The sequence below is a fragment of the Sphingomonas spermidinifaciens genome, from assembly GCF_002351485.1.
Lineage (GTDB): Bacteria > Pseudomonadota > Alphaproteobacteria > Sphingomonadales > Sphingomonadaceae > Sphingomonas > Sphingomonas spermidinifaciens.
The window spans coordinates 1-24477 of sequence record NZ_NWMW01000004.1 but is presented as its reverse complement, the minus strand read 5'-3'; the positions used below and the strand labels follow the sequence as shown (position 1 = coordinate 24477).

Annotated in this window: 30 protein-coding genes and 1 pseudogene; 16 read left to right on the top strand and 15 right to left on the bottom strand. The window is 64.9% G+C overall.

Going from position 1 to position 24477, the window contains the following annotated elements; genetic code table 11:
• Positions 1-20: 20 nt before the first annotated feature.
• The 3 genes from COC42_RS17210 to COC42_RS17200 all read right to left on the bottom strand — a co-directional run bounded on the left by COC42_RS17210 (position 21) and on the right by COC42_RS17200 (position 2984).
• Positions 21-317 (bottom strand): hypothetical protein, encoded by a 297-nt coding sequence (locus COC42_RS17210; RefSeq protein WP_007406840.1) that lies wholly within the window; start codon positions 315-317, stop codon positions 21-23.
• Between the two features lie 73 nt (positions 318-390).
• A complete protein-coding gene (locus COC42_RS17205) occupies positions 391-2358 on the bottom strand; it encodes a cytochrome c/FTR1 family iron permease (RefSeq protein WP_004212871.1) in 1968 nt (655 codons plus the stop codon).
• The gene (locus tag COC42_RS17200) at positions 2358-2984 is read right to left on the bottom strand and encodes a cation efflux transmembrane domain-containing protein (protein WP_004212870.1); all 627 of its coding nucleotides are present in this window, start codon (positions 2982-2984) and stop codon (positions 2358-2360) included. The genes COC42_RS17205 and COC42_RS17200 overlap by 1 nt, the downstream gene beginning before the upstream one ends.
• A gap of 78 nt (positions 2985-3062) precedes the next feature.
• On the opposite strand from COC42_RS17200, the gene COC42_RS17195 reads away from it, so the two are divergent.
• Positions 3063-3479 (top strand): MerR family transcriptional regulator, encoded by a 417-nt coding sequence (locus COC42_RS17195; RefSeq protein WP_004212867.1) that lies wholly within the window; start codon positions 3063-3065, stop codon positions 3477-3479.
• On the opposite strand, the gene COC42_RS17190 is transcribed toward COC42_RS17195, so the two are convergent.
• From COC42_RS17190 to COC42_RS18035, 4 genes are all read right to left on the bottom strand, one after another.
• Positions 3473-4675, bottom strand: coding sequence for an aspartyl protease family protein (locus COC42_RS17190; RefSeq protein WP_013039112.1), 1203 nt, complete (start codon positions 4673-4675; stop codon positions 3473-3475). The two genes, COC42_RS17195 and COC42_RS17190, sit on opposite strands and share 7 nt — an antisense overlap.
• A 276-nt stretch (positions 4676-4951) precedes the next feature.
• Positions 4952-5830 carry an AAA family ATPase gene (locus COC42_RS17185; protein ID WP_096344598.1) on the bottom strand — a complete coding sequence of 293 codons (879 nt, stop codon included), beginning with the start codon at positions 5828-5830 and terminating at the stop codon, positions 4952-4954.
• On the bottom strand, positions 5757-6701 hold the full coding sequence (locus COC42_RS17180) for a Mu transposase C-terminal domain-containing protein (RefSeq protein ID WP_245844363.1): 945 nt from the start codon (positions 6699-6701) through the stop codon (positions 5757-5759). Before COC42_RS17180 ends, COC42_RS17185 begins: the two co-directional genes overlap by 74 nt.
• An 81-nt stretch (positions 6702-6782) precedes the next feature.
• Positions 6783-7157: a helix-turn-helix domain-containing protein gene (locus COC42_RS18035; protein WP_245844361.1), complete on the bottom strand. Its 375-nt coding sequence runs from the start codon at positions 7155-7157 to the stop codon at positions 6783-6785.
• Between the two features lie 191 nt (positions 7158-7348).
• Here COC42_RS18035 and COC42_RS17175 point away from each other — a divergent pair, with 191 nt between their 5' ends.
• Positions 7349-7921, top strand: a complete 573-nt coding sequence (locus COC42_RS17175) for a recombinase family protein (protein ID WP_007407197.1) — start codon at positions 7349-7351, stop codon at positions 7919-7921.
• 148 nt (positions 7922-8069) lie between these two features.
• Here COC42_RS17175 and COC42_RS17170 read toward each other — a convergent pair whose 3' ends face one another.
• The 3 genes from COC42_RS17170 to COC42_RS17160 are packed head-to-tail and all read right to left on the bottom strand — an operon-like array spanning position 8070 to position 9674.
• The gene (locus tag COC42_RS17170) at positions 8070-8615 is read right to left on the bottom strand and encodes a DsrE family protein (RefSeq protein WP_122129152.1); all 546 of its coding nucleotides are present in this window, start codon (positions 8613-8615) and stop codon (positions 8070-8072) included.
• A 28-nt stretch (positions 8616-8643) separates the two neighbouring features.
• A complete protein-coding gene (locus COC42_RS17165) occupies positions 8644-9051 on the bottom strand; it encodes an ArsR/SmtB family transcription factor (RefSeq protein ID WP_008830445.1) in 408 nt (135 codons plus the stop codon).
• Positions 9051-9674, bottom strand: coding sequence for a peroxiredoxin (locus COC42_RS17160; RefSeq protein ID WP_037519507.1), 624 nt, complete (start codon positions 9672-9674; stop codon positions 9051-9053). Before COC42_RS17160 ends, COC42_RS17165 begins: the two co-directional genes overlap by 1 nt.
• An 85-nt stretch (positions 9675-9759) precedes the next feature.
• Between COC42_RS17160 and COC42_RS17155 the strand changes: the two genes are divergently transcribed.
• The 10 genes from COC42_RS17155 to COC42_RS17110 all read left to right on the top strand — a co-directional run bounded on the left by COC42_RS17155 (position 9760) and on the right by COC42_RS17110 (position 16990).
• Positions 9760-10677, top strand: coding sequence for an MBL fold metallo-hydrolase (locus COC42_RS17155; protein ID WP_037519521.1), 918 nt, complete (start codon positions 9760-9762; stop codon positions 10675-10677).
• Complete coding sequence (locus COC42_RS17150; protein WP_008830448.1) at positions 10677-11114, top strand: YeeE/YedE family protein; 438 nt, start codon at positions 10677-10679, stop codon at positions 11112-11114. The genes COC42_RS17155 and COC42_RS17150 overlap by 1 nt, the downstream gene beginning before the upstream one ends.
• Positions 11114-11539, top strand: a complete 426-nt coding sequence (locus COC42_RS17145; RefSeq protein WP_008830449.1) for a DUF6691 family protein — start codon at positions 11114-11116, stop codon at positions 11537-11539. Before COC42_RS17150 ends, COC42_RS17145 begins: the two co-directional genes overlap by 1 nt.
• Positions 11540-11557: 18 nt before the next feature.
• The gene (locus tag COC42_RS17140) at positions 11558-11992 is read left to right on the top strand and encodes a protein tyrosine phosphatase family protein (RefSeq protein WP_046406874.1); all 435 of its coding nucleotides are present in this window, start codon (positions 11558-11560) and stop codon (positions 11990-11992) included.
• Positions 11989-13221, top strand: coding sequence for an NAD(P)/FAD-dependent oxidoreductase (locus COC42_RS17135; RefSeq protein WP_008830451.1), 1233 nt, complete (start codon positions 11989-11991; stop codon positions 13219-13221). The genes COC42_RS17140 and COC42_RS17135 overlap by 4 nt, the downstream gene beginning before the upstream one ends.
• Positions 13218-14000 carry a sulfite exporter TauE/SafE family protein gene (locus COC42_RS17130; protein WP_008830452.1) on the top strand — a complete coding sequence of 261 codons (783 nt, stop codon included), beginning with the start codon at positions 13218-13220 and terminating at the stop codon, positions 13998-14000. Before COC42_RS17135 ends, COC42_RS17130 begins: the two co-directional genes overlap by 4 nt.
• Positions 14000-14809, top strand: a complete 810-nt coding sequence (locus COC42_RS17125) for a TlpA disulfide reductase family protein (protein WP_008830453.1) — start codon at positions 14000-14002, stop codon at positions 14807-14809. Before COC42_RS17130 ends, COC42_RS17125 begins: the two co-directional genes overlap by 1 nt.
• On the top strand, positions 14806-15435 hold the full coding sequence (locus tag COC42_RS17120) for a DsbA family protein (RefSeq protein ID WP_008830454.1): 630 nt from the start codon (positions 14806-14808) through the stop codon (positions 15433-15435). The genes COC42_RS17125 and COC42_RS17120 overlap by 4 nt, the downstream gene beginning before the upstream one ends.
• Positions 15436-15512: 77 nt before the next feature.
• Positions 15513-16079 (top strand): DsbA family protein, encoded by a 567-nt coding sequence (locus COC42_RS17115; protein WP_231726576.1) that lies wholly within the window; start codon positions 15513-15515, stop codon positions 16077-16079.
• 20 nt (positions 16080-16099) lie between these two features.
• A complete protein-coding gene (locus COC42_RS17110) occupies positions 16100-16990 on the top strand; it encodes an MBL fold metallo-hydrolase (protein WP_008830456.1) in 891 nt (296 codons plus the stop codon).
• Positions 16991-17384: 394 nt separating this feature from the next.
• Here the strand turns inward: COC42_RS17110 and COC42_RS17105 are convergent, their stop codons facing one another.
• The 3 genes from COC42_RS17105 to COC42_RS17095 form a co-directional block, all read right to left on the bottom strand.
• A complete protein-coding gene (locus COC42_RS17105; RefSeq protein ID WP_066488242.1) occupies positions 17385-17837 on the bottom strand; it encodes a hypothetical protein in 453 nt (150 codons plus the stop codon).
• Positions 17838-18321: 484 nt separating this feature from the next.
• A complete protein-coding gene (locus tag COC42_RS17100) occupies positions 18322-18735 on the bottom strand; it encodes a DUF2442 domain-containing protein (protein WP_096344597.1) in 414 nt (137 codons plus the stop codon).
• Entirely contained in the window at positions 18722-18970 is a 249-nt protein-coding gene (locus tag COC42_RS17095) for a DUF4160 domain-containing protein (RefSeq protein ID WP_066548761.1), read from the bottom strand. The genes COC42_RS17100 and COC42_RS17095 overlap by 14 nt, the downstream gene beginning before the upstream one ends.
• Positions 18971-19357: 387 nt before the next feature.
• Here COC42_RS17095 and COC42_RS17090 point away from each other — a divergent pair.
• The 4 genes and pseudogenes from COC42_RS17090 to COC42_RS17075 all read left to right on the top strand — a co-directional run bounded on the left by COC42_RS17090 (position 19358) and on the right by COC42_RS17075 (position 21800).
• Positions 19358-19793: pseudogene (locus tag COC42_RS17090) on the top strand (hypothetical protein).
• A gap of 71 nt (positions 19794-19864) precedes the next feature.
• Positions 19865-20518: a ParA family protein gene (locus COC42_RS17085; RefSeq protein WP_037569479.1), complete on the top strand. Its 654-nt coding sequence runs from the start codon at positions 19865-19867 to the stop codon at positions 20516-20518.
• Positions 20518-20850 carry a hypothetical protein gene (locus COC42_RS17080; protein ID WP_007406247.1) on the top strand — a complete coding sequence of 111 codons (333 nt, stop codon included), beginning with the start codon at positions 20518-20520 and terminating at the stop codon, positions 20848-20850. The genes COC42_RS17085 and COC42_RS17080 overlap by 1 nt, the downstream gene beginning before the upstream one ends.
• Positions 20847-21800, top strand: coding sequence for a replication initiator protein A (locus COC42_RS17075; protein ID WP_007406232.1), 954 nt, complete (start codon positions 20847-20849; stop codon positions 21798-21800). The genes COC42_RS17080 and COC42_RS17075 overlap by 4 nt, the downstream gene beginning before the upstream one ends.
• Before the next feature lie 784 nt (positions 21801-22584).
• Here the strand turns inward: COC42_RS17075 and COC42_RS17070 are convergent.
• Positions 22585-24153, bottom strand: coding sequence for a type IV secretory system conjugative DNA transfer family protein (locus tag COC42_RS17070; RefSeq protein WP_096344596.1), 1569 nt, complete (start codon positions 24151-24153; stop codon positions 22585-22587).
• The gene (locus tag COC42_RS17065; RefSeq protein ID WP_096344595.1) at positions 24153-24437 is read right to left on the bottom strand and encodes a hypothetical protein; all 285 of its coding nucleotides are present in this window, start codon (positions 24435-24437) and stop codon (positions 24153-24155) included. The genes COC42_RS17070 and COC42_RS17065 overlap by 1 nt, the downstream gene beginning before the upstream one ends.
• Positions 24438-24477: the final 40 nt, after the last annotated feature.

Sequence of the window (24477 nt, the reverse complement as noted above, 5' to 3'; positions counted from 1 at the left end):
ACGCACGCCCAAATCGGACGTCAGGCTTGGGGGGGCCTCAAATGGACCATGCCGGTGCGGCCGTCGAGCGACGCAGAGGCGGAGATTGTCGGCTTGGGCACTGTGAGGACGGGGGTATATTCCATCGTCGTGCGCGCAGGCGCGCCGACGTCGTGTCCGTGACAATAATTGTGATGATGCGGGACATTCTTGTCCGAGTCCGATGGCACCTGATCGATGTCACCGGCGGTATGGACCGTGAACTCAACGCCCGCGATGCTTCCCCCCGCCAGATCGGCGGCATGGGCCATGCCGGAGAAGCTGGTCAGGACCAGCATCAGGCATGTCAGGAAAGGCAAAAAGGCTCGCACTAGCTTGCCTCTATCACGGAAGGGTTTTCATGTCATTGCACTAATTCGAACCAAGGGTCACTGAGCCGGAACCCGAGCGGGATCGGTCGCGCCCGTTCCAGGCGAACCCGACCGCAATGGCGACCGCCATCAGGAGTTGCGCCAGCACCGATTGCCAAGTGGGAAACACGCCGAGCATCGACAGCCGTGGCACGTCCGCGAGCGGTGCGATGTTGATAAGGCCGGCTTCCTGGAGCGCGGCGACGCCTTTACCCGCCAGCACGACGGTCAGGACCGCCATGAGCCAGGAGCTATAGCGGAAGAACTGCGCGATCGGCAGCTTGCGACTGTAGCGAAGCATGGCCCAAGCGATCAGGCTGAGCAGTCCAATCGCCGACCCGGCCCCCGCGAGAAGCATCCCGTTGTCACCTTGCGCCGAAAGCGCGGCATAGAACAGGATCGTCTCGAAGACCTCGCGATAAACTACGACGAACGCCAGCCCGAACAGGAACCAGCCCGACCCGCCCGAGAGCGCCCGCGACATCTTCTCGCGAATATAGCGCTGCCACTGATCGGCCTGCGCCTTGCCGTGCATCCAAATCCCGACCGAGAGCAGCACGACCGCGGCGAACAGCGAGCCAAACCCTTCCGTCAGCTCCCGGCTCGCACCGCTGATCCCGATCGCATAGGTGGCGACCGCCCAGGTGATCCCGCCCGCGATGATCGCGCTGACCCAGCCGCCATGCACGTACCGCAGCGCCTCGCCGCGCTCGGCTTTACGCAGGAACGCGATCATGGCGACAACGATGAGCAGGGCTTCGAGCCCTTCACGCAGCAGGATCGTGAACGCGCCCAGGAACGTGGACGCTTCGGTGGCGGCATCAGGCGCGAGCGCCGCTTCCGCATCGTCGAAAAGGCCGCCCAGTACTGCGACCTTCTCCGCGAGATCATCGGGCGACGCGCCCCGGTCGATCGAGGCGCGGAACTCCCCCATCGCGCCCTCGATTCGACCCATCAGCGTCGCGTCGCGCGCGGTGAGTGTTGGCTCGATCGGCTCGAACCCATCGAGATAGGCCGACAGCGCCAGCTCTTTCGCCATGCGCGCATCGCCGCGCCGCGCAGCCGCCACGCTTTCGGCGAGTTTGGCGCGGGCGACCGCGAGCGAGCCGGGAGCCTGTTGTATCACCTGTTCGGGATGACGACGCAGGAACGCGAGCACTGGGTCAGCCTTGGCGTCGCCGATCGCCGCGCCGAGCGCGGCCGGGGTGAGCGCGACCAGGGTTTTCAGGTCCGGAATGCGCCGGCGAAGGGTCGGGTCGGATTTCCAAAGCCGCTCGCCTTCGCGCGCCTGCGCATCCGTGAAGGCGAAGCTCCCGGCTCGGAATGCTAACGCCCAGCGCTGATCGTTGGGCAGATCGGCGAAGCTCTGCATCGCGGTCCCGTCGATGCCTTGCGTCACCACCTGATAGAGCGCGAACACGCTGCGCTGGCGCGCGCGCTCGGCATCGGTGAAAGCAATCGGGGGCGTAGCGAGCTTGGCGGCGTCAGGGCCACGGCCGTTGCCCGTCATCCCGTGGCAGGACGCGCAGGATTGTCGGAACAGGGCATCGCTGGAGACGAGGTTCGGAGCCTTATCGGGCGCGAGCGGCACCGGGTAGGCGCGCAACAGATCGGCCGCGAGCCCGTGCGCCAATGTTGCCACCTGTTCAGTCGGTCCCTTTTCCGCGATCACCGCCTGGAGGTTGGCAGCCCGCTGGATGAGGGCTTGACGCTCCGGCTTCGCCGGCAGGCCCTGAAGCCGTGTCGAGACCGACGCGGCGAACTCCGTCATCTCGGCATATTCCGACGTGCTCTTGATCCGACCGTTGGCGACCGCGCCGCCATAATCGACGGCCATATAGTCGAGCAGCCGCCATGCGGTTTGCACGTCGCCGGGTTCGGCGATTGCCGCAGCAGGGATCAGCAGCGCCGCGAGCGCGGAGAGCAGCCGCAACGAGAGCATTGCCCGGATCAACGCGAGCAGACGCACTACCGCTCTCCCAATTCGCGCCGAGCGCCAGTGACGATTTCATAAGCGGAGTGGAGGAACAGGAGGGCGATGAGGCCGGCGACGGCGAGGTCCGGCCAGGCGCTTCCTGTCCACGCCACCAGACCGGCCGCGGCGATCACCGCCACGTTGGCGAGCGCGTCGTTGCGGCTGAACAGCCAGATCGCGCGAACATTGGCGTCCCCTTCCCGGAAACGCGCAAGCACCAAGGCGGACACGACATTGATCGCGAGCGCGACAACGCCGATTGTGCCCATCAGTTCGGCATCGGGCGCGGTTGCGTTCAGGGCGCGCCAAATCGCGAAACCGATTACGCCCACGCCAAGCGCACCGAGAAACAACCCCTGCGTCAGCGCGACCTTTGCCCTCGCCCGTGCGGACCAGGCAAGCGCGAGAAGACCGATAAGGCTGATCGACCCGTCCCCGAGAAAATCGAGGGAATCCGCTTTCAGCGCTTGGCTATCGGCGATGAACCCGCCGAACAGCTCGGCGACTCCGAAGCCGAGGTTGAGCACCACGACGGTCAGCAGCGCACGGCGATAGGCCGGATCGGTTTGCGCGCGCGCGGGCTCCCCGTGGCACCCGCAGCTTTCGGTAGAAGCATTCATGCGGCCTTCCTTACCACCTCCAGTCGCTGTAGAAGCAAGCGAAATGTGCGACACGTTCGCATTAGCAAGGATGGCATGATGAAGCCGGTGATGATTGGGCAGCTCGCCAGCGAGACCTCGACGAAGGTGACGACGATCCGCTTTTATGAGTCGATCGGGTTGCTCCGATCCGCCCCTCGCACGGCGTCGGGTCGCAGAACCTACGATGCCAGTGACATTGAGCGTTTGCACTTCATCCGCAACGGTCGCCGGCTTGGCTTCTCCGTCGACGAGATCCGTTCGTTGATGGGGCTGGCGCAGAACCCGGACCAGGATTGTGGTGCCGCCTCAGCTATCGCTGCTCAGCACCTCAAGGATGTGGAGGAGAGACTGGCGCAACTCGCGGTGTTGCGGGATGAGTTGGCAATGCTCAGCCAGAGCTGCACCAAGGCGCGCATGGCCGATTGTCGGATCATGAAGGCGATCGGCAAAGGCCACCCTCAAGCCGATCAATAATAATCGGCCAGCCTGAGCTCGCGCACATCACCCGAGGCCATCGTCAGCTTTACGAGGGTGCCAGCAGGCCGGGAGCGCACTTGCCAGAGCTCCCCACGCGTATAGTTCGCATCGATCGAATGGCCGTTCACCGCCACGATCCGGTCGCCGACCGCCCAGCCAGCCTTTTCCGCGGGACTGTTCGCCGCCACATGAACAACGGTGAGCGCCGTTGGTGAGGCTGCGAGGCCAAGGCCGCTACGGTCCTTCAGCATCGGCAGGCGACGACGAGGACCGAGTGGCCGGAGCCACACGAATCCGGCGGTCACGTCGAACACCACGTCGAATTGAGCGATCAGCGGTAGGCCGACATTGCCAACCGTGCTGGTGGAGAGCCAAGCTCTCATCCCGAGTGTGGGGACGTTCGAGACGCCAAGCCCTTCGATGTTGATGTTCTGGATCGTGAAAGCATCGTTGATACGCACACCATCGACGCCGCCGATCGCCGCGGTCGAGACGAGCTTCCCGTTCAACAGCCCTTGATCGCGGGCATAGGCCGACGAGAGCATCAGCGCGGCCGAGCTGCCAAGATCGATCATCAAGGGCACGGGAGGCAAACCCGAGACGGAAGCTCGAATGAACAGCTCCTGCTTGGCACCGCGCCCGAGCGCGACAGCGCGCCAGTCGGGACCGGCGAGAAACGTGCCTGACTTGACGACCGCCATACGCCTTTTCGCGAAATCGAGCGCGATGCAGCTACCCGTGAACATATCGGCACCGAGGAGGATATCGATCGGTCGTCCGAAGGCCGCCGACACTGAACTCAGATCACCAACGACGGCAAAGGGTAAGCGACGGGTTTCGCGGGCGAGCTGTACGTCGATGTCGCGGACCAGCAGCACCGGGGCCTTGGCGCTCAGCCCGCTAATCATGCGCCGCTCACCATCGTTCAAGCCGAGCTTCGCCGCGAGCGCCGTGCTCATGATCGACGCGCCGCTGCCACTGTCGAGCACCGCCCGCACCGGCACTCCGCGCACTTGTGCCGAAACAAGGAGGGTATCACCCGTGCCGACTTCCAGCGGCTCCCATTCGAGGTGAGCCGCACCGAAGTTCCACGAGCCCGCAGACCGGGAAGTCTGTCGTGCGAGCGTTGGAGAACCGAGCACCAAGCCGGTTCCACAGGCCACCAGCCGCGCCACTAATGAGCGTCGAGACATACCGATTGCTTCAACACGGGCCGTCAAAAAGCCACCTCCAGCCCCCCGTCCGCAGGAGAGCAAATTGCGGTTACATGCTCCAGCCACTGGAGGAGCAAGTGCTTTTGGTGCGCCCGAAAATCCTCAGAAGCGCTTGGAGAACTTTAGATGAAGGATGGTGCAGACCGCTTAGATGCCTTCCCGATAACGAACGGTTCCGGGGGACGCTGGGCCGATCGGGACCGCGAACGGTGTAAACGCTCGCGCTAAATGGCGGCGTTCTGATCGCGCTATTTGTCAGTTGCCGGGTCCGATGACGAGGCAATCGCGCGCGGCCTGAACGATGTCAGCGGTGACCTCCTCGACGCGGTTGAGGGTCATGATCCGCCGCATCTGCGCGAACAGGCGCTCCATGAGCCGGAAGTTGCCGCGCGTGATGCGGATCACGGCTGCCTGCGCTTCGATCGCGTCGAGTTGGGCCGGGTCGAAGCTGATCCCGAAATCGCCGGCGTGGGTCGCGAGCAGCAGCCGCATTTCGGTCTCGGTAAGCGGTTTGAACTCGTGGACGAAGCCGATCCGCGAGTAGAGCTGGGCATAGCGGGCGAGGCGCTTCTCCAAGCCCGGCATACCCATCAGGATCAGCCCGAAGCCGTGGCGATCGGCCATGTCGCGGAGATGTTCGAGCGACTTTATGGTCAGGCGGTCGGCCTCGTCGACGATGACGAGGGGGCAGGCGATGCGGGCGGCGTCATGGGTGATTTCGTCCTGCGAGCCGCCCGCGACCGTCAGCCGGGCATAGCCCAGCTTAATGAGGTTGAGGCCCAACACCGCGTCGATCGTCTTGGGCGTGTTGCTGACCGACACGGTGTAGAAGACGGCGCGGCAGCGAGCGACCTTTTCGCCAAGGAGCGCGGCAATGGGACGGAGCGCGGCATATTCCCCCAGGTCGGGGAAGCTGGAAAACTCGCGCGCCGATAGCGTCTTTCCGACGCCCGGCCGGCCATGACACACGCCGATATAGCGGTAGTGCGCGCAGGCTTCGGCAAACTCGACGAACCGGGCATGTTCGCGGGTCGCCAGGAACGGCTGCTCGACCAGGAACTCAATCGTCAGCGGCGTAGAGCCGGAGCCCTCGGTAGGTGGTGGGCCGGGAAGCCGTATCCTCTTGGTCGCCATCGAAGGTCTCCGTGGGGGCAGGCACCTGCTTGTCGCGCTCCTTCGCGCCGCGCCGGGCGCGCTGGATCGCGCGCAACGACGGGTGCCCAGCGTGCTCGGAGCTGAGCGCACGGCAGACGAACCGGCCCTGGTGGTAGACGTGGATCTCGGTCAGGTCGCGGGGGTCATAGACCGCCTCGACCTGCTCGCCGACGAAGGCCGCGAGCGTGGGTTCGACATAGCGCCTGCCCATCAGACGGATGCCGTCGCGCAGCACTTTACGGGGCTTGGGCACGTGCACGAGCAGCATGTCGAGCTGTTCAAGGCTGTCGGGCATTGCGGGCAGGAACCCGCCCTTCTGCCAGCGCGTGATCGGCGGTTCGCCGGTGCTGCCATGCGGGCGACGATGATAGACGCCGCACACGAACGCCTCGAAGCGGGCGCGCAGCTCGTCGAGCGTGAGCACTGGCGCCGACAGCGGCTTGCCCGCGATCAGGTGGCCGGGCAGGTCGGGCAGGAACATGTCGTTGATGGTGCGGAACAGCCGCTCGATCTTGCCGCGCCCGCGAGGACGCCCCGGCAGCGAATGGATGAGGCGGATTTTGAGGGCGATGCACGCCTGCTCGATATGCTCGGAGATGAAATCCGAGCCGTTGTCGACGTAAAGCTGTTCGGGAATGCCGCTGACGATCCATTCGGGATTGGGCTTGCGCCAGATCGCCTGCCGCAAGGCGAGCGCCGTGTTGAGGGCACTGGGGGCATCGAGGCTGAGGAAGTAACCGGCGATGGCTCGGCTGTGATCGTCAACGATGACGGTCAGCCAAGGACGCACCGGGGTTCCGGCATCATCGAGCACGAGAATGTCGAGAACGGTATGATCGGCCTGCCACATCTCGTTCGAGGTCGCGGCTTCGCGCCGATGCACTAGCTCGTGCTGGTCGCGGTAGACGGCCGGATCGGAGGCTGCGGCGATCTAGCTTGCCGGTATCGCCCTGACGACACGCGCGACGGCCGCATAGCTGGGGGTTCGGTGTCCATGCGCGATGGCGAGTTCCTGCACCTTTCGGTGAATGGCGGCGACCGGGGGTCGCGGGCGCTTGGTGGCGAGAGTGCGGGTCAGTTCGACCAGATGTTCCGGCAGGTGCAGCCTGCCCCGATCGTTGCGCGGCAGACGCGCGAGACCGGCAAGTCCTTCGGCACGGTAGCGCCCGAGCCAGCGCTGCAACGTCCGCTCGCTCAGCGTGCCGGTGCGGGCGAGGTCCGCGAGCGGGATGCCATCGGCGAGGTGCGGTTCAAGGACGCGGTAGCGCTCGATCGCCAGCGGCGGGACAAGCGCCGGATGCGTCACCGCCGACGGTCCGTGTCGCAGGTAAGGAAAACGGAGATTTGCCTGCCCATCGCCATGCGAGTCCGCTCGCGTTGCCAAACCGGCCTGTTCGACGTAAATCTACCCGGTAAAGAAAACTAGGGCAACATAGACCTGCCGATGACGACTTTCTTCCCAAACCGCGCCCGATCGGGGCGCCACCGGCCCTACGCATGAAAATCGGTTACGCCCGCGTATCGACCGCCGAGCAGAACCTGGACCTCCAGCGTGATGCGCTGAAGGCTGCCGGCTGCGAGAAGGTCATCACCGACAAGGCCTCCGGGGCGACTGCCGCTCGCCCTGGATTGGAAAAGGTGAAGGAGCTGCTTCGCGCCGGCGACACACTGGTGGTCTGGCGCCTCGACAGGCTCGGCCGCTCGCTCCGTGATCTGATCGGATGGATGACCTACCTCGACGAGGAAAAGGTCGGGCTGCTGAGCCTGCACGAGGCGATCGACACGACCACCACGTCGGGCAAGCTTACCTTCCACCTGTTCGGGGCATTGGCGGAGTTCGAGCGCAACCTGATCCGCGAGCGGACCCAGGCCGGTCTCACCGCAGCCCGCGCTCGCGGCAAGAAGGGTGGCCGGCCGGCCGCACTCGGCAAGGACAAGCGCGACCTGGCCGTCAGGCTCTACCACGAGAACACGATGCCGATCGCCAAGATTTGCTCGATGCTCGGCATCTCCAAGCCAACACTCTACGCCTATGTGCGATCGGCCGAGACCAAGCCGGTAGCCGCGTAGCGACGCTCGCCGACAAATAGCGCGATCAGAATGCCGCCACTTAGCGCGAGCGTTTACATATGGTAGTCTGCTGGTGTCACAACCGACCGGTTATGACACCAGCAGCGTTACGGACTAGAACGGCGAAACAGTAAACGTGTCGGCGTGATCAGTCGGGGATCAGTGCCCAACCACGCAGTTGCAAAGTCGCCATAGTCGTCAGCGCAGACACGTCAGTTTCGACACTCTTTCCTACCGTAGCGGGGTCGATCCCGTTTCCGATAAGAGCTTGGCTGCATACCCGAACGGATACACCCGCCTTTTTCAACGCCTCAATTAAGGCAAGGTTGGGGTTCGCAGCTACTCCCGTCTTTGTCGCATAGGCGCGATCTTCGGTAACGATGGGCGTCGCCGGACCGTGGACGATCACGACGACATCGCCTTGTTCTGGACGAACGCCATCGTTGCCCAGCAGGTTCAAAAAGCGGGCGACCTTCTCCAGCGATGGATTGATTTTATCCGGCGTTGCCGCGGCCTTGGTCACATTGAACAGCACGCGATAGCGCAACTTGCGATCGGGCCGTTCCGCAGCACCTTCGACGGGTGTGATCGCGCCATATCCCGGTATCACCGCCTGCCTAGGCACGCCGGCTGAAGCACTGACGCTGCTCATGAGTGACAAGCATCCTGCAAGAGCAATGATTGGCATACGCATCCGCTTTTTCCTTCTTCAGCCGAAATGATCAGCCAACTCTCGCAAAAACGGCCGCACCGATGTTTTGCGGTCGAACCACGGACGGCGTCTCGCGCGGTCGCACTGGGCGGGGGGCCGGGGCCGTTTGGGGAGCCGACAGATCGTCGGCTCCGAACATCGCCTCCAGGGTTCGCACACACAGTGCGGCTGCATCGTCGGCAAGACGGTAGTGAACCTGCTTCGCCTCACGCCTGGTCTTCACCAGATCGGCGCGCCGCAGCTCGGCAAGCTGCTGACTGAGCGCTGGTTGGGTCACGCCCGTGGCCGCCTCGATGTCCGCCACCTGCCGTTCGCCACCCAGCAGATAGGACAGGATCATAAGGCGCTGCGGCTGCGCGAACACGCGCAGCTTCTCGACTGCAACGTCGGCAAGCGCGCGGGACTGGTAGATCGCCATCACCGGTCAGCCTTCGTCTGGTGAAACCAGTCGGCGCCTGCGTTCCCCGGCAAAGCGGGAGGCAGGAGCACGTCGTCGCCCGGCTGCCAGTCAGCGGGCGTATAGGCCTCGCCATCGGCCGAACGCTGCAACGCCCTGACCGTGCGAAGCATCTCGTCGACCGAGCGCCCGACATTCATCGGATACCAGCTGAGTGCGCGGATAATGCCTTTGGGATCGATGAAGTAGGTTGCACGTACCGTTGAGGCATCGCCAGCCTGCTCGTCGAGCATGCCGTAGGCATACCCAACCGCCATCGACGGATCCTCGATCACCGGAAACGGCACCTCGACATCAAAAACGTCGTGGATCGCGCGAAGCCAGGCGACATGAGAGTAGAGGCTGTCGACCGACAGCCCCAACAATACGCAATCCAGCTCCTCGAATTGAGGGGCCGCTTTAGCCAAGGCCACAAACTCGCTCGTGCAAACCGGCGTGAAGTCAGCAGGGTGCGAGAAAAACACAATCCAGCGCCCACGATACTGATCGAGCGCAATCTCGCCCTGAGTGGTGCGGGCGGTGAAGTTCGGGGCTGCATCCCCGATGCGCAGCGAGCGCGGCATGTTCGCTTCCATCATTTCCATTCCTCCCAAATGGCACGAACACCCCGTTGACGCAATACGCTTACACAGCTACATAAACCATGAGTCTGTTTAAATGGAGATGGTCATGGACCCGGTTTTGAGCGAAGCCAACGCCCAGATCAGACGCGCAAAAGCGGCCGGATCGCCGGTCGTTCAGTCCTTCTTTGATGAGCCTACCAACACAGCGACCTACGTCGTTTGGGACGTGGCGACGAAAAAGGCTGCGATCGTCGACAGCGTCCTCGATTTTGACGCCGCGGCTGGCCGGACCAAAACCGCGTCGGCGGACGCAGTGATCGCTTACGTGCGGGATCAGGGACTGACGGTCGATTGGCTGCTGGAAACCCATGCTCATGCCGATCACCTGTCTGCGGCACCTTATCTTCAGCAGGCGCTTGGCGGGCAGCTCGCGATCGGTCGTGAGATCATCCGGGTTCAGAACGTGTTCGGCAAAATCTTCAACGCCGGCACCGATTTTGAGCGCAACGGTTCCGAGTTCGACCGGCTGTTCGAGGACGGCGACCGCTTTGCCATCGGCAACATCGACGCCATTGCGCTGCACGTGCCCGGCCATACGCCGGCGGACATGGCCTATGCGATTGGGGACGCGGTCTTCACCGGCGATACGCTCTTCATGCCCGATTACGGCACCGCGCGGGCAGACTTCCCTGGTGGCGACGCACGCCAGCTATTCCGCTCGATCCGCCGGCTCATGCAGCTGCCGGACGAGACGCGCCTGTTCCTCTGCCACGACTACAAGGCGGTGGGTCGCGACCAATATGTCTGGGAGACGACTGTAGGCGCACAGCGTGTCGGCAACGTGCATGTCCACGAAGGGGTCAGCGAAGACGACTTCGTCGCGATGCGGACCAGTCGCGACGCCACCTTGTCGATGCCGAAGCTCATCCTGCCCTCGATCCAGGTGAACATGCGCGGTGGTCATCTGCCGGAGCCGGAAGCCAACGGCACCCGCTACCTCAAAATTCCGCTGGATGCGCTGTGATGCCAGGCTTTCCCCATGCCATGCCGCTCGAAGGCTTCATCGGCGGGCTGATGATCGGTGTCGCCGCGGCGATCATGCTGCTGGGCAACGGGCGCATCGCCGGTGTCAGCGGCATGTTCGCAAGAGTTTTGGGTCTTACCGATGGAGGTCCACCATGGGCCCTCGCGCTGCTCTTTACCGCGGGTCTGCCCTTGGGCGCGGGTATTGCTGCGGCCAGTTTGGGCGTGAAAGCCAGCTTTCCGGCATCGCTTTCGCTGATTGCCGTCGCCGGTCTGGTCGTCGGTATCGGAACGCGGCTTGGGTCCGGGTGCACCAGTGGTCACGGCGTATGCGGCCTGTCCCGCCTGTCGCCCCGGTCCATCGCCGCGACCGTCACGTTCATGGCGACCGGCGTCGTCACGGTCACGATCATGCGTCTGTCCGGGGTGATACTGTGATGCGCCAGAACCTCATTTCACTCGCTAGCGGGACGCTGTTCGGCGCCGGCCTTGCCATCTCCGGAATGATCGATCCGGCGCGGGTGCGCGCGTTCCTCGATGTCACCGGCGCGTGGGACCCGACCTTGGCGTTCGTCATGGCAGGCGCGATCCTGCCGATGGCGATAGCCTGGTTCGTCGTGCGGCGTCGCTCGACCCCGATCGCGGCCGAACAATTCCACACGCCCGCCACCTCGCCGATCGACCGGCGCCTCATCGGCGGTGCGGCCTTGTTCGGCATAGGCTGGGGCATCGTCGGATTGTGCCCAGGTCCCGCCATTGCCGCACTGGCGATCCAGCCTCTGCCGGCACTGGTCTTCATCGCTGCAATGGCCCTCGGCGTTGCCGTCCACCGCTTTGCATTCACTTCCCGCCGTTCGGCCTGATCAGACAGGAGACATCACATGGCTTTCAAGCAGATCACCTCGTCCTTCTCTGCCGCCCCCCAGCTGACGCAAGACGACCTCGCCGCTGCCGCGAAGGCAGGATATCGCTCGATCATCTCAAGCCGCCCGGACGGCGAGGAGGCGGGCCAGCCAAGCGCGGAAGAAATGGCCCGAATGGCAGGCGACCACGGTCTCGCGTTTGCCCATGTCCCTATCGTACCGGGCAAGGCGACTGACGCCGATGCGGATCGCATGAAGGAGGCGCTAGCCACGCTGCCACAGCCGACGCTCGGCTTCTGCCGTAGCGGGACGCGCGCGGCGACCTTGTGGGCGTTGGCCGAGGCCGATCGCGCCGACCCGGCGACGATCGTCGACCAAGCAAAGGCAGCCGGGTACGACCTTGCCGATCTCACGCCTGCGCTGAAGCGCCGTTCCGAAAGGGCTGATCAATGACCTACGACATCGTCATCATCGGGGGCGGTGCCGCCGGCATCGCGACCGCTTCCAGCATTCTGAAGCGCAACGCCAAAGTGACGATCGCGGTCGTCGATCCGGCGACCGACCATTATTACCAGCCCGGCTGGACGATGGTGGGGGCCGGCGTCTTCACTCCCGAACAGACGCGCAAGGCCGAATCCGACATAATGCCAAAGGGCGTTAAGTGGGTACGGTTGCCCGCCGTTGCCATCGACCCCGACCGTAACACGGTCGAGCTCGAAGACGGTGACACATTGACCTATCGCGTTCTGGTCGTCGCGCCCGGGCTGCGCCTGGCGTGGGAGAAGATCGAAGGGCTGCCTGAGGCTCTCGGCCGCAACGGCGTCACCTCCAACTATCGCTACGATCTGGCACCCTACACCTACCAGCTCGTCAAGGAATTGCGGCAGGGGCGGGCGCTGTTCTCGCAGCCACCCATGCCGATCAAGTGCGCCGGCGCACCGCAGAAAGCGATGTATCTCTCCTGCGACATCTGGCGGGATAGCGGCGTTCTCCCAGCTATCGACGTCGAGTTCCATAATGCCGGCGCAGCCCTGTTCGGGGTCCCGACCTACGTCCCGGCGCTGATGGAATATGTCGAGAAGTACGGTATCGATCTCAGGCTTGAGTCCAACCTGGTCGCGGTCGACGCCGATCGCCGCGTCGCCACGTTCGAGCGCAAGCAGGACGGCGTCTCCGAGCGGATCGAACGTGAGTTCGATATGCTCCATGTCGTGCCACCTCAGGTGTCACATGCGGTCGTCGCAAATAGCCCGCTTGCGGCTGCGAGCGGCTTCGTCGAGGTCGACGAGACTACGCTGCGGCACAAGCGATTTGAAAACATCTTTGGCCTTGGCGATGCCGCTGGCACCAGCAACGCCAAGACCGCCGCTGCTGCTCGCGTCCAGGCGCCCGTGGTCGCAGTCAACGCGCTGGCCGCGCTCGACGGCAGACCCCCCGTTGCCGATTATAATGGTTACGGCTCATGCCCGCTCACGGTCGAACGCGGTAAGATCGTCCTCGCCGAGTTCGGCTATGGCGGAAAGCTGCTGCCCAGCTTCCCATCCTGGCTGCTGGACGGAACGCGTCCGACGCGCACCGCGTGGTTCCTGAAAGAGCGGATGCTGCCCCCGATCTACTGGCAGGGCATGCTGAAAGGCCGTGAGTGGATGGCCGCTCCACACGAGATCGGCAAGGCGGCATGATCCTCGAACCAATCCAGTATCTGCTTGGCGCCTTGTCCGGCAGCCTGGTCGGATTCACCCTCGGGCTCGTCGGTGGCGGTGGCTCGATCCTCGCCGTGCCGCTCATGGTGTATCTGGTGCGCGTTCCCGACGCGCACCTCGCCATCGGTACGAGCGCGTTTGCCGTGGCGGCCAATGCCGCGACCGGTCTGATCGGTCATGCCAAGGCTCATACCGTAAAATGGCGGTGCGGCGGCATGTATGCGACTGCCGGCGTCATCGGTGCGCTACTCGGATCCACCGCGGGCAAGGCCGTCGATGGCGGCAAGCTCCTCTTTCTATTCGCGCTCGTCATGATCGTCGTCGGCGTTGTGATGCTGCGCGGGCGGGGTGACGCTGGTAATCCCGGTGCAGAATGCAACCGGGAGAAGGCGCCCAAGGTGCTGGGTTATGGCCTCGGCACCGGACTGTTTTCAGGCTTCTTTGGCATCGGTGGTGGCTTCCTGATCGTTCCCGGACTGATTGGATCGACGGGCATGCCGATCCTCAACGCCGTCGGCACGTCGCTGATCGCCGTCACCGCGTTCGGGCTAACGACCGCTGCCAACTACGCGTTCTCCGGGCTTGTGGATTGGCCGCTCGCCTTCGCCTTCATCGGCGGTGGAGTTATCGGCGGGTTGATCGGCACGCGGATCGCTAAGCGTCTGGGCACGGGCAGTACGCTCACCACGGTTTTCGCAATGCTGATCTTCGTGGTCGCAGCCTATATGCTCTGGAAGAGCGCAGGCGCGTTTCTGTGATGGGCAGCGCAATTGCCATCGGGCCGCTGATGATGGCGGTCGATCGCGGATTGGCGGTTCTGTGCGTCGCCGTGTTCCTCGGTTTGACGGCGCTGGCGGGACGGTTCCGCTTCCCGCGAGTGTCGATGGTCGCGACCAGTGCTATTGTCGTCGGGCTGGTGACGGCCCGGATCGGCTATGTCGCGACGCATTGGGCGAGCTACGCCGATGCTCCACTTTCCATCCTAGCTATATGGCAGGGAGGCTTCTCGGCCGTCGCCGGCCTCGCCGGCGCTGCGGTAACGCTGGCGTTCCGGCTCGGCCGAACGCGCGCTCTGGCGATAGGCTGGGCAGCGCTTGCCGTAGCTGGCGGCCTCTGGTTCACGCTTCAGGCGCTGATCCCGCCCGTGACCTACGGCCCCTTTCCCTATCATCTCGCCCTAACGACGCCATCCGGCGCTCCGCTCCCGCTTGATCGTTTCCGGGGTCGTCCCTTCGTGGTCAATCTGTGGGCGACATGGTGCGGCCCATGCCGGCGCGAGCTGCCGATGCTCGATGCTGCTGCGTCGCGCCGTGGAGAGGTTCCGATTCTGCTCGCCGATCAGGGTGAGGCGCCGGCGACCGTTACCCAGTTCCTTACCCGCGAAGGCATCGGTGCCGGCAACGTCGCGCTTGATCCCGACCGTAGGCTTTCCCGAGCCTTCGAAGTCGCCGGCTATCCCGCAACCGCCTTCGTCGCCGCGAATGGCACGATCGTGCAGCTTCAGCTCGGAGAGTTGTCGCGCGCCGCGCTCGCCGATGGAATTGATAAGGCAAGGAAACACCGATGAACCGCCGCAACCTTCTCTTTCGCGGCGCTCTAGCCGCGCTTGCTTTCGCCGTGCCGATGACACCTGCGGTCGGGCAGCAGCAGCCTGATTTGTCGCGCAAGGCAGTCGTCGACGATCCCGTAGCCCCCAAGCGGGCCGGCACCGCCTATGACGTCACCGTTGTCGAGTTCTTCGACTACAACTGCCCCTATTGCCGTCGCATGGAGCCGGTGCTGAACGCGCTGCTTCGCTCCGACCCGAAGGTCCGGATCGTGTATCGGGATTGGCCAATATTCGGACCCGCCTCCCGTGAGGCGTCCCGGGCGGCCGTCGCGAGCCAGTGGCAGGGCAGGCATGCCGCCTTCCATGGAGCGCTGCTTGCCTCGCCGGCGCGGCTCGACAGCGCCGGTATCAGGGCAGCTGCTGTGAAAGCCAAGGTGGATTGGCCGCGTCTGCAACGTGACCTGAAGACGCGTGGCGCGGAAATCGATGCGCTGCTCGCACGCACCAATGCGATTGCCGAAGCGATCGGGTTCAATGGGACGCCGGCGCTGATCGTCGGCTCGCAGGTCGTGGCCGGCGCGGTCGATCTGCCGGCGCTCCGCCGCCTCGTCGCCACGGCGCGCAGCAAGCCCGGAGGGCGTTGAGCGTGCCGGGGCCACTCAGTCGGAGGCAGGCGGTCGGGCTCGGCGCTGTAGTCGTGGGGGGCTGGGCGGTCGGACAGGTGCTGCGGCGCACCGCCCCGATTGGGCGTGACGTTGGTCCGACCGCCGACCTGATCCTGACAGGCGGCAGTTCGCCTGAGCACGGTCCTGCCGACGCGACGTTGCGGCTTGCCGTTTTCACCGATTATCGTTGCCCGGCCTGCCGTCACGCCTTCCCCGCGTTGGAAGAGGCCGTGCGACGCGATGGCAAAATTAGGGTCATCTACAAGGATTGGCCGATCTTCGGTCCACCGTCTGAACGTGCCGCGAGCGTTGCGCTCAGCTGTGCCGAACAGGGCATCTACCCGGTCGTCCATCGCCAGCTGATGGCCGACAACCGTACGATTGACGACGACATGCTGCGGGACGTCGTAATCGGCGCTGGCGGTGACTGGCTGAGCGCAACGACGTGGCTTGCTTCGCATGCACAGGCTGTCGCGGCGCGCCTGCGTGCGAACGGCCAAGAGGCCTATTCGATCGGCTTGGCCGGCACCCCGGGCTTTCTTGCCGGACGCATGCTGGTGATGGGCGCGATCGATCCGGGTGATTTCGAGCGGTTGTTCGCGCGGGCGCGGGCAGAAAGCTAACAGAGCGAGAGGATGAAAACATGATCGAGTATAAGCACGATGGTATGACCGTTGCGTCGCTCCATGATGAGCGCACTGGTAGCTTCCAATATGTTGTCGTCGACGACACTACGAAGACGGCTGCGATCATCGATCCAGTTCTGGATTTTGACCCGCGCGCTGGTGCGACCGCGACCCGAAACGCGGATCTTATCCTCGACTATGTGCGCGAAAAGGGGCTAACCGTCGAATGGGTGCTCGACACCCACCCACACGCCGATCATTTTTCAGCCGTTCCGTACCTCACCGGCAAGACCGGTGGCAAAACCGCGATCGGCAACAAGGTCGTGGAAGTGCAAAAGCTGTGGCGGGACATCTACTGCCTGCCCGATCTCGCCGTCGACGGCAGCCAGTGGGACCGGTTGTTTGCGGATGGCGAGCGTTTCCGGATCGGCACGCTCGATGCTCATGTCATGCTGTCGCCGGGCCATACGCTTGCCTCGATCACTTATGTCGTCGGTGACGCCGCGTTCGTTCACGATACGCTGATGGTTCCCGATAGTGGCACAAGCCGAGCGGACTTCCCGGGTGGTGATGCTCATTCGCTGTGGTGCTCGATCCGCGCCATCCTCGATCTGCCACCCGAAACCGCAACCTATGTTGGGCATGACTATGGCAAGGATGGCAGGGACGTACTTGGTCGCTCGACCGTCGCCGATCAGCGTCGCGACAACATCCATGTTCACGATGGCATCGACGAAGCCGAGTTCGTCGCGACCCGCGAGAAACGCGACGCATCGCTCCCACTACCCGACCTGATGCTCGCCGCGCTTCAGGTGAACATACGTGGCGGCCGGCTGCCGGATGCGGACAAGTGTGGGACGGCGTTTCTCAAGGTGCCTCTGAACCGGTTTGGACCTGGTGCTTCATAGCTCAGTCCGCGCTAGGGCAGCTGCTGTTTCAAGTGTCAGAACCGAACGGTTATGACCCTCGGAGGGAGGGCGGCGGTATTCGACCATGCCGGCTCGGAAAGCTGCCCGGGCGCTAACCACCGCTTTTTGCCGTCCGTAAGCCAACGGATCAGCATTGCGCGTCGGTCGCACCGAATGTGGTTTCTGTCTCACGGAGCGTGCGTTCCCCGCATCGATCCGTCTCACGCAATGCGAGCCGAAAACCGCCCTATATTGCAGTTCCGGGCGATCATCATTGCGAGCCGCTACAGCTAGCGTAGTGGAGGCCGCCCCGAACGGATGGCCGCGTCTTTGTCCCACCCACCCACCCACCCCTGGCCGGGCCTTGCGGCCCGACCTGGGCGCGGAGCACCGTTCAGGTGAACAGGTCGCCGACCGCGCGCAACCGGAAGGCGTTGCGCCAACGGCGCCGGCGATGCTCGGTCGCATCGTGGACCATGTGGCAGCGTTGGCAGAGCGCGGCGAGGTTGCGCGGCCGGTTATCACCCGGATCGTGATTGAGGTGCGCGCTGGCGAGGACGACGCGCGTGACCCGCATCGAGGGGGGCGGGTCGATACCCACGAACCCCGGTTGCGCGCGCACCAGCTCGTCCGGCGACGACAGGCGACGAATCTCCCTGCCCCGCCCGTCGCGCCAGCGCGCGGCGTCCTCGTCCCACCAGATACCATTGCCGAGGTGCAGCACGTCGCGGCCGTGCGGGCGACGGCAATGCTCGCAGCGCCCTTTGGCGCGGCCGAAACGGATGAAGGCGGACAGCTCGCGCCAGTCGATCGGGTAAAGCCAGCGATGCTCGCGCGCGATCGGCATGACGATTTCTATGAGTCAAGATGGGCGAGAACGAAAGCAGAAAACGGCTCTGATTCAACAATATCATCAAGACTAAGCGACTAAGCGAATCTGCGAATAAGTTGCCGCCGAGGAAACCGACCTAGCTTTATGTCTGTTCCCGCTGTGTTCTGGCCGTTCAGGCAGGACGAAGAATCGCATGAGCATCACCGTCACCCGGCTTTCCCCAGGCGCCTAGGCGTCACCGGCGACGTTGGGATGAAATTGTGCGTCCCCTTCGACGGCAACGAGGACCACTTTCATCTCGCGATCAGCGACGGGGCGCTGATCGCTGGCGAATACGACACCGAAGATCGAGGACGGAGGGATCACGCGCATCGCCGGCGACACGGTGACGGTCGATTGGCCGCCGGAATGGGTGACGATCGGCGTCTATCAGCCCGTGCCGGCGCGCGCGATTCAGCCGCTGCCCTTATTCGAGACCGCTTGACGCGCTCTGCCCTGATTATGCCAATGCCACCTTGCGTGGCCGACCGCCCTTTTGGCCGTTCGCGCGCGACGCGGCGACCTTGACGGCCGAGCGCGCCCTGCCCCCGGCCGCCCCGAGCTGACGGGCCATCCACGTCTTCGAGCCGAACACGCCCTGGAGCAGCGCCGGCACATAGAGGTCCGCATCGAGCTTCGGCCAGTGCAGCCCCAGCCCGGCCGGACTGATTTCAATGTCGGCGAGGTTGTCGGGCGAGGCATCGGCCAGCCCTTCGGCGAGCTGCGTCGGGAAGGTCAGCTCGATCCCGGTGTTGAGGGCAACCACCACGCGCGAACGGCGGCGATCGTAGCGAGCGGACACGGCATGGCCCGCGGCGCGGGTTTCCGCCATGCGCGCTTCGGCTTTCGCCAGTTCCTGCTCAGTAATCGCCATGTATGGTCCTCCATTCCTCGCACAGCATCGGCACCACGTCCGCCAGCGCCGCTTCGATCCGGTTCACGTCCGACAGCTTGAAGCCGAAGCTATCGCGCAGCTCGGGCGGACCGGCGGGGCAGTTTAGGTTGAACACCGCTTCTCCGTCCGCGCCCTTCACATGAACGTGCGCCGGGCGATGATCGTTGGGCCAGATAACGACCCGCAGGCCACCGATACGGAACACGACAGGCATAGGCCGGTGTAGCATAAACCCAAGCGCTAGGGAATAGTTGCATCGGCGCGCGCACCCGTGACGGGCCGCGCTCTATCTCCGCTCGCGCTCCGATCGAGCCTCCGTGGCGGCGTCTCGCCCCTGACGGGCAACGATCGCTCGCGCGGGCGGGGTGCGCCCCGCCCAGGCGGACGCCGGCGATGCCGGCGAGATCTCCATCAGGTGGGGAAAGGGAGCGCCGCCCCCTCTCCCCAGCAACGGCAATCAGCCGGGCCGTGGCTCCCTCGCTTCACTCACTGCGCCCGCACCACCCCGGCAGATTCCCATTGCCCCCTCTCCCCCGCTGTTCGCCACGAGGCAGGGCCGATGGCGAGGCCGTCGCCAAGGGCGATTTGAAGGGAGAAGATCATGGAGCAGGACAATCGCGAGAGCTGGTTGAACCGGGTGGCGATCGGCATGGCCCCGCTGTTCGACGCGCTGGACACTCCCCTGCCCGCCCGCGTGCGCGTCGCGATCGGCTTCACCAGCCGGGGCGCGAAGGGCAAGGCGATTGGCGAGTGCTGGGATAATCGGCGCAGCGGCGACGGCCATTTCGAGATATTCATTCGGCCGGACTTAGCGCACGCCCCTCACCCATGCCCGGCTCGACACCGGTGGCGAGACCATGGCACCCAAGAAGCAGGCGACGGGGATGCCCAAATGCGAGTGCGCGGCGTGCGGCTATACGGTGAGGACCGCGCGCAAATGGCTGGAGACGACGGGCGCGCCCCTATGTCCGATCGCCGGACATGGGCCGATGCAGCACGATCCGCTCGATCCCGACGACGAAGCCGGCGATAGCTAAGCGACTAAGACCCTTTACGACTAAGCGGTTAAGCGGCATAAGTCGCTTAGCCGCTTAGTGGGAGAACAGCGATGCAGGTATGGGCCGTGATCGCGCAGAAGGGTGGGCAATCCAAAACCACCCTTTCGACCGGGTTCGCCGTCGAGGCGGCGCGGGAAGGGGCATCCGTCGTGATCCTCGACGCCGACGATCGGCAAGGTTCGGCGCTCTATTGGTCGGAACGCCGCGACGATGACGACGTGACGGTGAAGGACAGCAGCGTCGCCGGCCTGCCGCTTCACGTCTCGCGCGGGCGCGGCAGCGGCAAGATCGACCTCATCATCATCGACACGCCAGCGAACTCCAAGGATATCGCCATGCTCGCGGCCGAGCAGGCGGATTTCGTCATCATCCCCGTGGCACCCCGCGGGCTGGACGTTCATTCGGTGTTGCAGACCGTCAAGCAGGTGCAGCAGGCCGGCACCCCCTTCGCCGTCATTCTGACCCAGGTTCCGCACCAGGGCGGGGAGGGGCAAGAGGCCCATGCCGGGTTCGCGGCCAAGGGCGTGACGATGTTCGACAGTCGCCTTCACTTCCGCAAGGACTTCTACAAGGCCACCCCGCTCGGGCGCACCGCGGCCGAGACCGAGCCGGACAGCAAGGCCGCCGCCGAGCTGCGCGCCGCTTATGCCGAGGCTAAGCGACTAAGCGGCTTTACGACTAAGCCAGTAAGCGAGGCTGCATAATGGCGAAGAAGCCTTCCGCGCTCGCCGGCATCTTCGACGACGAACCCGAGGAGATGGTACCGGCTTCCGCTTCCGACGCGGCCCCCGAGCCGCAGCGGGCGGCAGCGCCGCGCCGATCGCGGCGATCGGCCGACACGCCCGCTCCGGCGACACCGGCGCGGCGCAGCAGCCATCCGGGCAAGAAGCCGGTGCTGATCCATATCCCTGAAGACATGCACCGTGCGCTTCGCCAGCTTAGCGTCGAGGAGGGCGGGGAGCCGCTTACCGTCATCACTGAACGCCTGCTCCGCCAGTATCTGGTCAAGCGGGGCCACACCAAGTTCGCGCCGTGAGCAAGCGGCGCGATCCCAACCCCGAGTTCGACCTGTTCATTCCGGCGCTGGGCGACCTTCCGCTCCGCGACCAGCGCGAGGTCATGGAGCGGCCGTTCTTCTCGCTCCAGAAGCGCAAGCGGTTGAAGCCGATCGAGTATCGCAGCCCGGACGGCGAGGCATGGGTGCGGGTGCAGGCCATCCCCGACTACGGCATGGCGACAATATGGGACGCCGATATCCTGATATGGGCGGCGTCCACCCTCAACCGCATGAAGCAGCAGGGCTTGAACGACCTGCCGCGCACGCTGACCACGACGCCCTACGACCTGTTGCGGGCGATCAAGCGCAGCACCGGGGGCAGGGACTATCAGGAGCTGCAGGCGGCATTGCTCCGGCTCCAGACGACTTCCATCACGACCTCGATCCGCGCATCGGCGCGCCGGCAGAAGGCCGGGTTCAACTGGCTCGATAGCTGGACCTTCGACACCGACGCCGAGACCGAACAGCCGCGCGGCATGACGCTGACCCTCTCGGATTGGGTTTACGAGGGGATCGTCAACGAGAAGTCGTTGCTCACCATGCACCCCGATTACTTCCTGCTGTCCGGGGGGTTAGAGCGGGCGCTGTATCGCATCGCGCGCAAGCATGTCGGCTCGCAGCAGGGTGGGTGGGTGTGCCGGGTGGAGCTGCTACGCGACAAGACCGGCAGCGACGCCCAGCCCAAGGAGTTCAATCGGATGCTCCGGCGGGTGATCGAGGCCGACCAGCTCCCCGACTATACGATGGAGACGACCGAGACGGCCGACAAAAGCGCGGCCGTCTTGTTCAGACGGCGCGGCGAGGCCGAGGCGCTGGCGCTTGCCGAGCGGATGCGGGCCGAGGAGGAGCGGCGCGCCCGCTTCGACGCCGATCGCCGGCGCACCGAGGAGGTGGACGCCCGCATGGATCGGCTTGCCGGGCGGCGCTGACTATCGGGGTTTCACCCACCGCAGCCCTCCCTATCGGGGTTTCACCCACCGGCCCGAGTCGACCGACCGGCCGCGGCGCGACGCGATCGGGGCCGAACCGCCCGCCAGCTTGTGGATAACCGGCCCGGAAAGCCGCTTTTCAGGATCGGCGGACTCGGGGGATCACCCACCATCGCTTCGGGGGATCACCCACCGCACTATCGGGGGATCACCCACCGAATCACGGGGTTTCACCCACCAGCCCCATTCGCAACCACCTGATAACAAAGCGGAGATTCCGCTTCGCGCAGCCCTTAACCTTCTTAACGATTCCTCTTTAACAGAATCACTTAACCCCCAGCGGCACCGCTGGACCGACAGCAGCTTCCACCATCAGCGGCATCACGCGTCCGAAAGGGGAGGGGGCAAACGGAATCGGCCTGACGGCCGATGCGCTTTGGTTGCGTGCCGCCTTCGGCGTCACCAGGGCGGCGCAAGCGCCGCAGGCTTTCCGCGAAAGCCAAGCGCGACCGGCGGCGCTTCGACTTCGAGCGACAGTGACCGGCAAATCGATCGTAGGGGCGGATTTCCGGGCCGTGGAGCGCCGATCGAGAGGCGAGGGGAGGGCGGAAGCCCTACCAGGCTAGGGCAGCGCCAGCGCGGTCCTCGCGCTACCCGGCCAGATCGACTATGACGTGCGAAGCGAACTGCCCAGCAATCGCGACCGGACCCGCCGCGGCTGCTACCCGTGGCGGGTCCAACTTCCAGCCCGGCGGTGTGTGGACTTCGTGCTTTCGGCGACCGTTCAGGCCGGATCGAACATGCCAGCGAACTCGCGCTGGTCGTAATACCGGATTTTCTCGACCGCGAGCGGGTGTTCGCCCTGGCGCAGCAACAGAACTTGGTCAGGCCGCATCCGCATGATTTCATCGGGCGTGGCGAGCCGCCGGGCGGTGACGTGCGCGCTGACGCTTTCCGAGGGACCGGCGCGATTGTCGCCCCAGCCGATGCCGCGTGACGTGCTGACGGTGTCATATTCCAGCGTTGTGTCGCCGATCGTGCGCGAGAGCATGTCGGCGGTGGCATGATCGTTGACCCCGAACGCCTGGATGACGCCGGCGTTGGACATGAACGTGCCGGCGCGCTCGCCATAGTTGGCGCGGAGCTGGTGCATGTCCTGGAGAATCGGCCAGAGCTGGAGGCCATAGCCCGCCATCAGCCCCATCGCGCGCTCGACCGGTTCGAGGCGGCCGAGGGCGGCGAACTCGTCCAGGAGGAACAGCACCGGGCGGGCAGGGCGGGCGGTCGATCGCGCCATGTCGGTGACGGCTTGCGACACGAGGAGGCGCAGCCAGCGCGCATAGGTATCGAGCCGATCGGGTGGCAGACAGAGGAACACCGTGGCGCTTGCGTCCTTCAATCCGGCGAAGGTGAAATCCGACGCGGCGGTGCTGGCGACGATGCGCGGGCTATCGAGAAAGTGGGTGTGGCGCTGGGCCGAGGACAGCACGCCGGCCGCTTCGCGATCGGACTTGCCGAGCTGGCGATTGGCGGCGCGCGCGACCAGGCCACCGGCGCTCGTGCTGTCCTGCATCGCGGCGAGCAGTTCGGCGAAGCGGGCAGGGGCTAGCGTCAGGTAATCGCGCACCATCGCGAGGACGCGGCGATCGGCGGGTTCGGTGGTGACGACATGAAGGATCAGCCCGGCGATGAGCGCCTTGGCTTCCTCGTTCCAGTGCGCTTCGCCAGACTGCCCCGGCGCATCATGGACCAGGGCATCGGCGAGCGTGTTGGCATCTTCCGCGAGATCGAGGCTGGCGGGATCGAGCCGATCGAGCGGGTTATAGCGGGCAGGGGTCCGGCCCGACACACCGAACGGATCGAGGCACCAGACCGGCCCCTTGGCGGCACGGGCGCGGGCGGTGACGCGGGCATTCTCGCCCTTGGGGTCGATGCAGATCACCGAGCGATCGAGCAGCAGCAGGTTGGGAATGATCGTGCCGACGCCCTTGCCCGAGCGGGTCGGGGCCATCGTCAGCAGATGCGCCGCGCCGTCATAGCGGAGCAGCTTGCCCGACTTGGCGGAGCGGCCGATCAGGAGATCCCCGCTCGCTTCGAGCTTTCGCACGTCGGCACGGTCGCCGAAGCGGGCCGACCCCAGCAGCTCGTTTTGCCGGTTGGCGGCGCGGCTGTTGATGCGCCAGGTCGCCGCGATCAGCCCGACCAGGACCAGGAACGACACCGTGCCGGAAATGTCGCCTTGGCCGAAGATGCCTTCCAGCCAACGGGCGGTCGCATAGGCGGCAACGAACGAGACGACGATCGCGAGCCGCCAGCTTATCGGCCGACGCCCGCCGATGAGCGGCCCGGCCATCAGCGCGCCGCCGCGACTGGCGTGATCGGCAGGGATCGGTCGGCGTCGGGATGATCGAGCAGCCGGAGCAGAATTTGCGAGACAAGGGGAGGGGGCACGGCCTCGTCCAGCATCATGTCGAAAAACGCATCCTCGTTGGGCGTCGGGATCATGTTCTCGATGACGAGGTTGGCGCGCGAGTCCGCCATGTCCTCGCGCCACATGGCGACTTCGGCGACCGATCCGCGCTTGAAGCGCAGCGCGCGGATTTCCGCCCGGATCGCTTCGATATTGAAATCCGCCATCAGCTCGCCTCCGTTGCTTCCTCTCTCGCATCGAACGCCC

Coding starts and splice junctions, on each gene's coding strand:
- COC42_RS17170 (WP_122129152.1), bottom strand. CDS start 8,615: ATGCGTATGCCAATCATTGCTCTTGCAGGATGCTTGTCACTCATGAGC.
- COC42_RS17180 (WP_245844363.1), bottom strand. CDS start 6,701: ATGTGGCAGGCCGATCATACCGTTCTCGACATTCTCGTGCTCGATGAT.
- COC42_RS17140 (WP_046406874.1), top strand. CDS start 11,558: ATGGCTTTCAAGCAGATCACCTCGTCCTTCTCTGCCGCCCCCCAGCTG.
- COC42_RS17195 (WP_004212867.1), top strand. CDS start 3,063: ATGAAGCCGGTGATGATTGGGCAGCTCGCCAGCGAGACCTCGACGAAG.
- COC42_RS17155 (WP_037519521.1), top strand. CDS start 9,760: ATGGACCCGGTTTTGAGCGAAGCCAACGCCCAGATCAGACGCGCAAAA.
- COC42_RS17175 (WP_007407197.1), top strand. CDS start 7,349: ATGAAAATCGGTTACGCCCGCGTATCGACCGCCGAGCAGAACCTGGAC.
- COC42_RS17190 (WP_013039112.1), bottom strand. CDS start 4,675: ATGTCTCGACGCTCATTAGTGGCGCGGCTGGTGGCCTGTGGAACCGGC.
- COC42_RS17200 (WP_004212870.1), bottom strand. CDS start 2,984: ATGAATGCTTCTACCGAAAGCTGCGGGTGCCACGGGGAGCCCGCGCGC.
- COC42_RS17070 (WP_096344596.1), bottom strand. CDS start 24,153: ATGGCCGGGCCGCTCATCGGCGGGCGTCGGCCGATAAGCTGGCGGCTC.
- COC42_RS17160 (WP_037519507.1), bottom strand. CDS start 9,674: ATGGAAATGATGGAAGCGAACATGCCGCGCTCGCTGCGCATCGGGGAT.
- COC42_RS17135 (WP_008830451.1), top strand. CDS start 11,989: ATGACCTACGACATCGTCATCATCGGGGGCGGTGCCGCCGGCATCGCG.
- COC42_RS17080 (WP_007406247.1), top strand. CDS start 20,518: ATGGCGAAGAAGCCTTCCGCGCTCGCCGGCATCTTCGACGACGAACCC.
- COC42_RS17095 (WP_066548761.1), bottom strand. CDS start 18,970: ATGCCTGTCGTGTTCCGTATCGGTGGCCTGCGGGTCGTTATCTGGCCC.
- COC42_RS17085 (WP_037569479.1), top strand. CDS start 19,865: ATGCAGGTATGGGCCGTGATCGCGCAGAAGGGTGGGCAATCCAAAACC.
- COC42_RS17150 (WP_008830448.1), top strand. CDS start 10,677: ATGCCAGGCTTTCCCCATGCCATGCCGCTCGAAGGCTTCATCGGCGGG.
- COC42_RS17120 (WP_008830454.1), top strand. CDS start 14,806: ATGAACCGCCGCAACCTTCTCTTTCGCGGCGCTCTAGCCGCGCTTGCT.
- COC42_RS17130 (WP_008830452.1), top strand. CDS start 13,218: ATGATCCTCGAACCAATCCAGTATCTGCTTGGCGCCTTGTCCGGCAGC.
- COC42_RS17105 (WP_066488242.1), bottom strand. CDS start 17,837: ATGCCGATCGCGCGCGAGCATCGCTGGCTTTACCCGATCGACTGGCGC.
- COC42_RS17165 (WP_008830445.1), bottom strand. CDS start 9,051: ATGGCGATCTACCAGTCCCGCGCGCTTGCCGACGTTGCAGTCGAGAAG.
- COC42_RS17125 (WP_008830453.1), top strand. CDS start 14,000: ATGGGCAGCGCAATTGCCATCGGGCCGCTGATGATGGCGGTCGATCGC.
- COC42_RS17065 (WP_096344595.1), bottom strand. CDS start 24,437: ATGGCGGATTTCAATATCGAAGCGATCCGGGCGGAAATCCGCGCGCTG.
- COC42_RS17110 (WP_008830456.1), top strand. CDS start 16,100: ATGATCGAGTATAAGCACGATGGTATGACCGTTGCGTCGCTCCATGAT.
- COC42_RS17100 (WP_096344597.1), bottom strand. CDS start 18,735: ATGGCGATTACTGAGCAGGAACTGGCGAAAGCCGAAGCGCGCATGGCG.
- COC42_RS17185 (WP_096344598.1), bottom strand. CDS start 5,830: ATGGCGACCAAGAGGATACGGCTTCCCGGCCCACCACCTACCGAGGGC.
- COC42_RS17210 (WP_007406840.1), bottom strand. CDS start 317: ATGCTGGTCCTGACCAGCTTCTCCGGCATGGCCCATGCCGCCGATCTG.
- COC42_RS17145 (WP_008830449.1), top strand. CDS start 11,114: ATGCGCCAGAACCTCATTTCACTCGCTAGCGGGACGCTGTTCGGCGCC.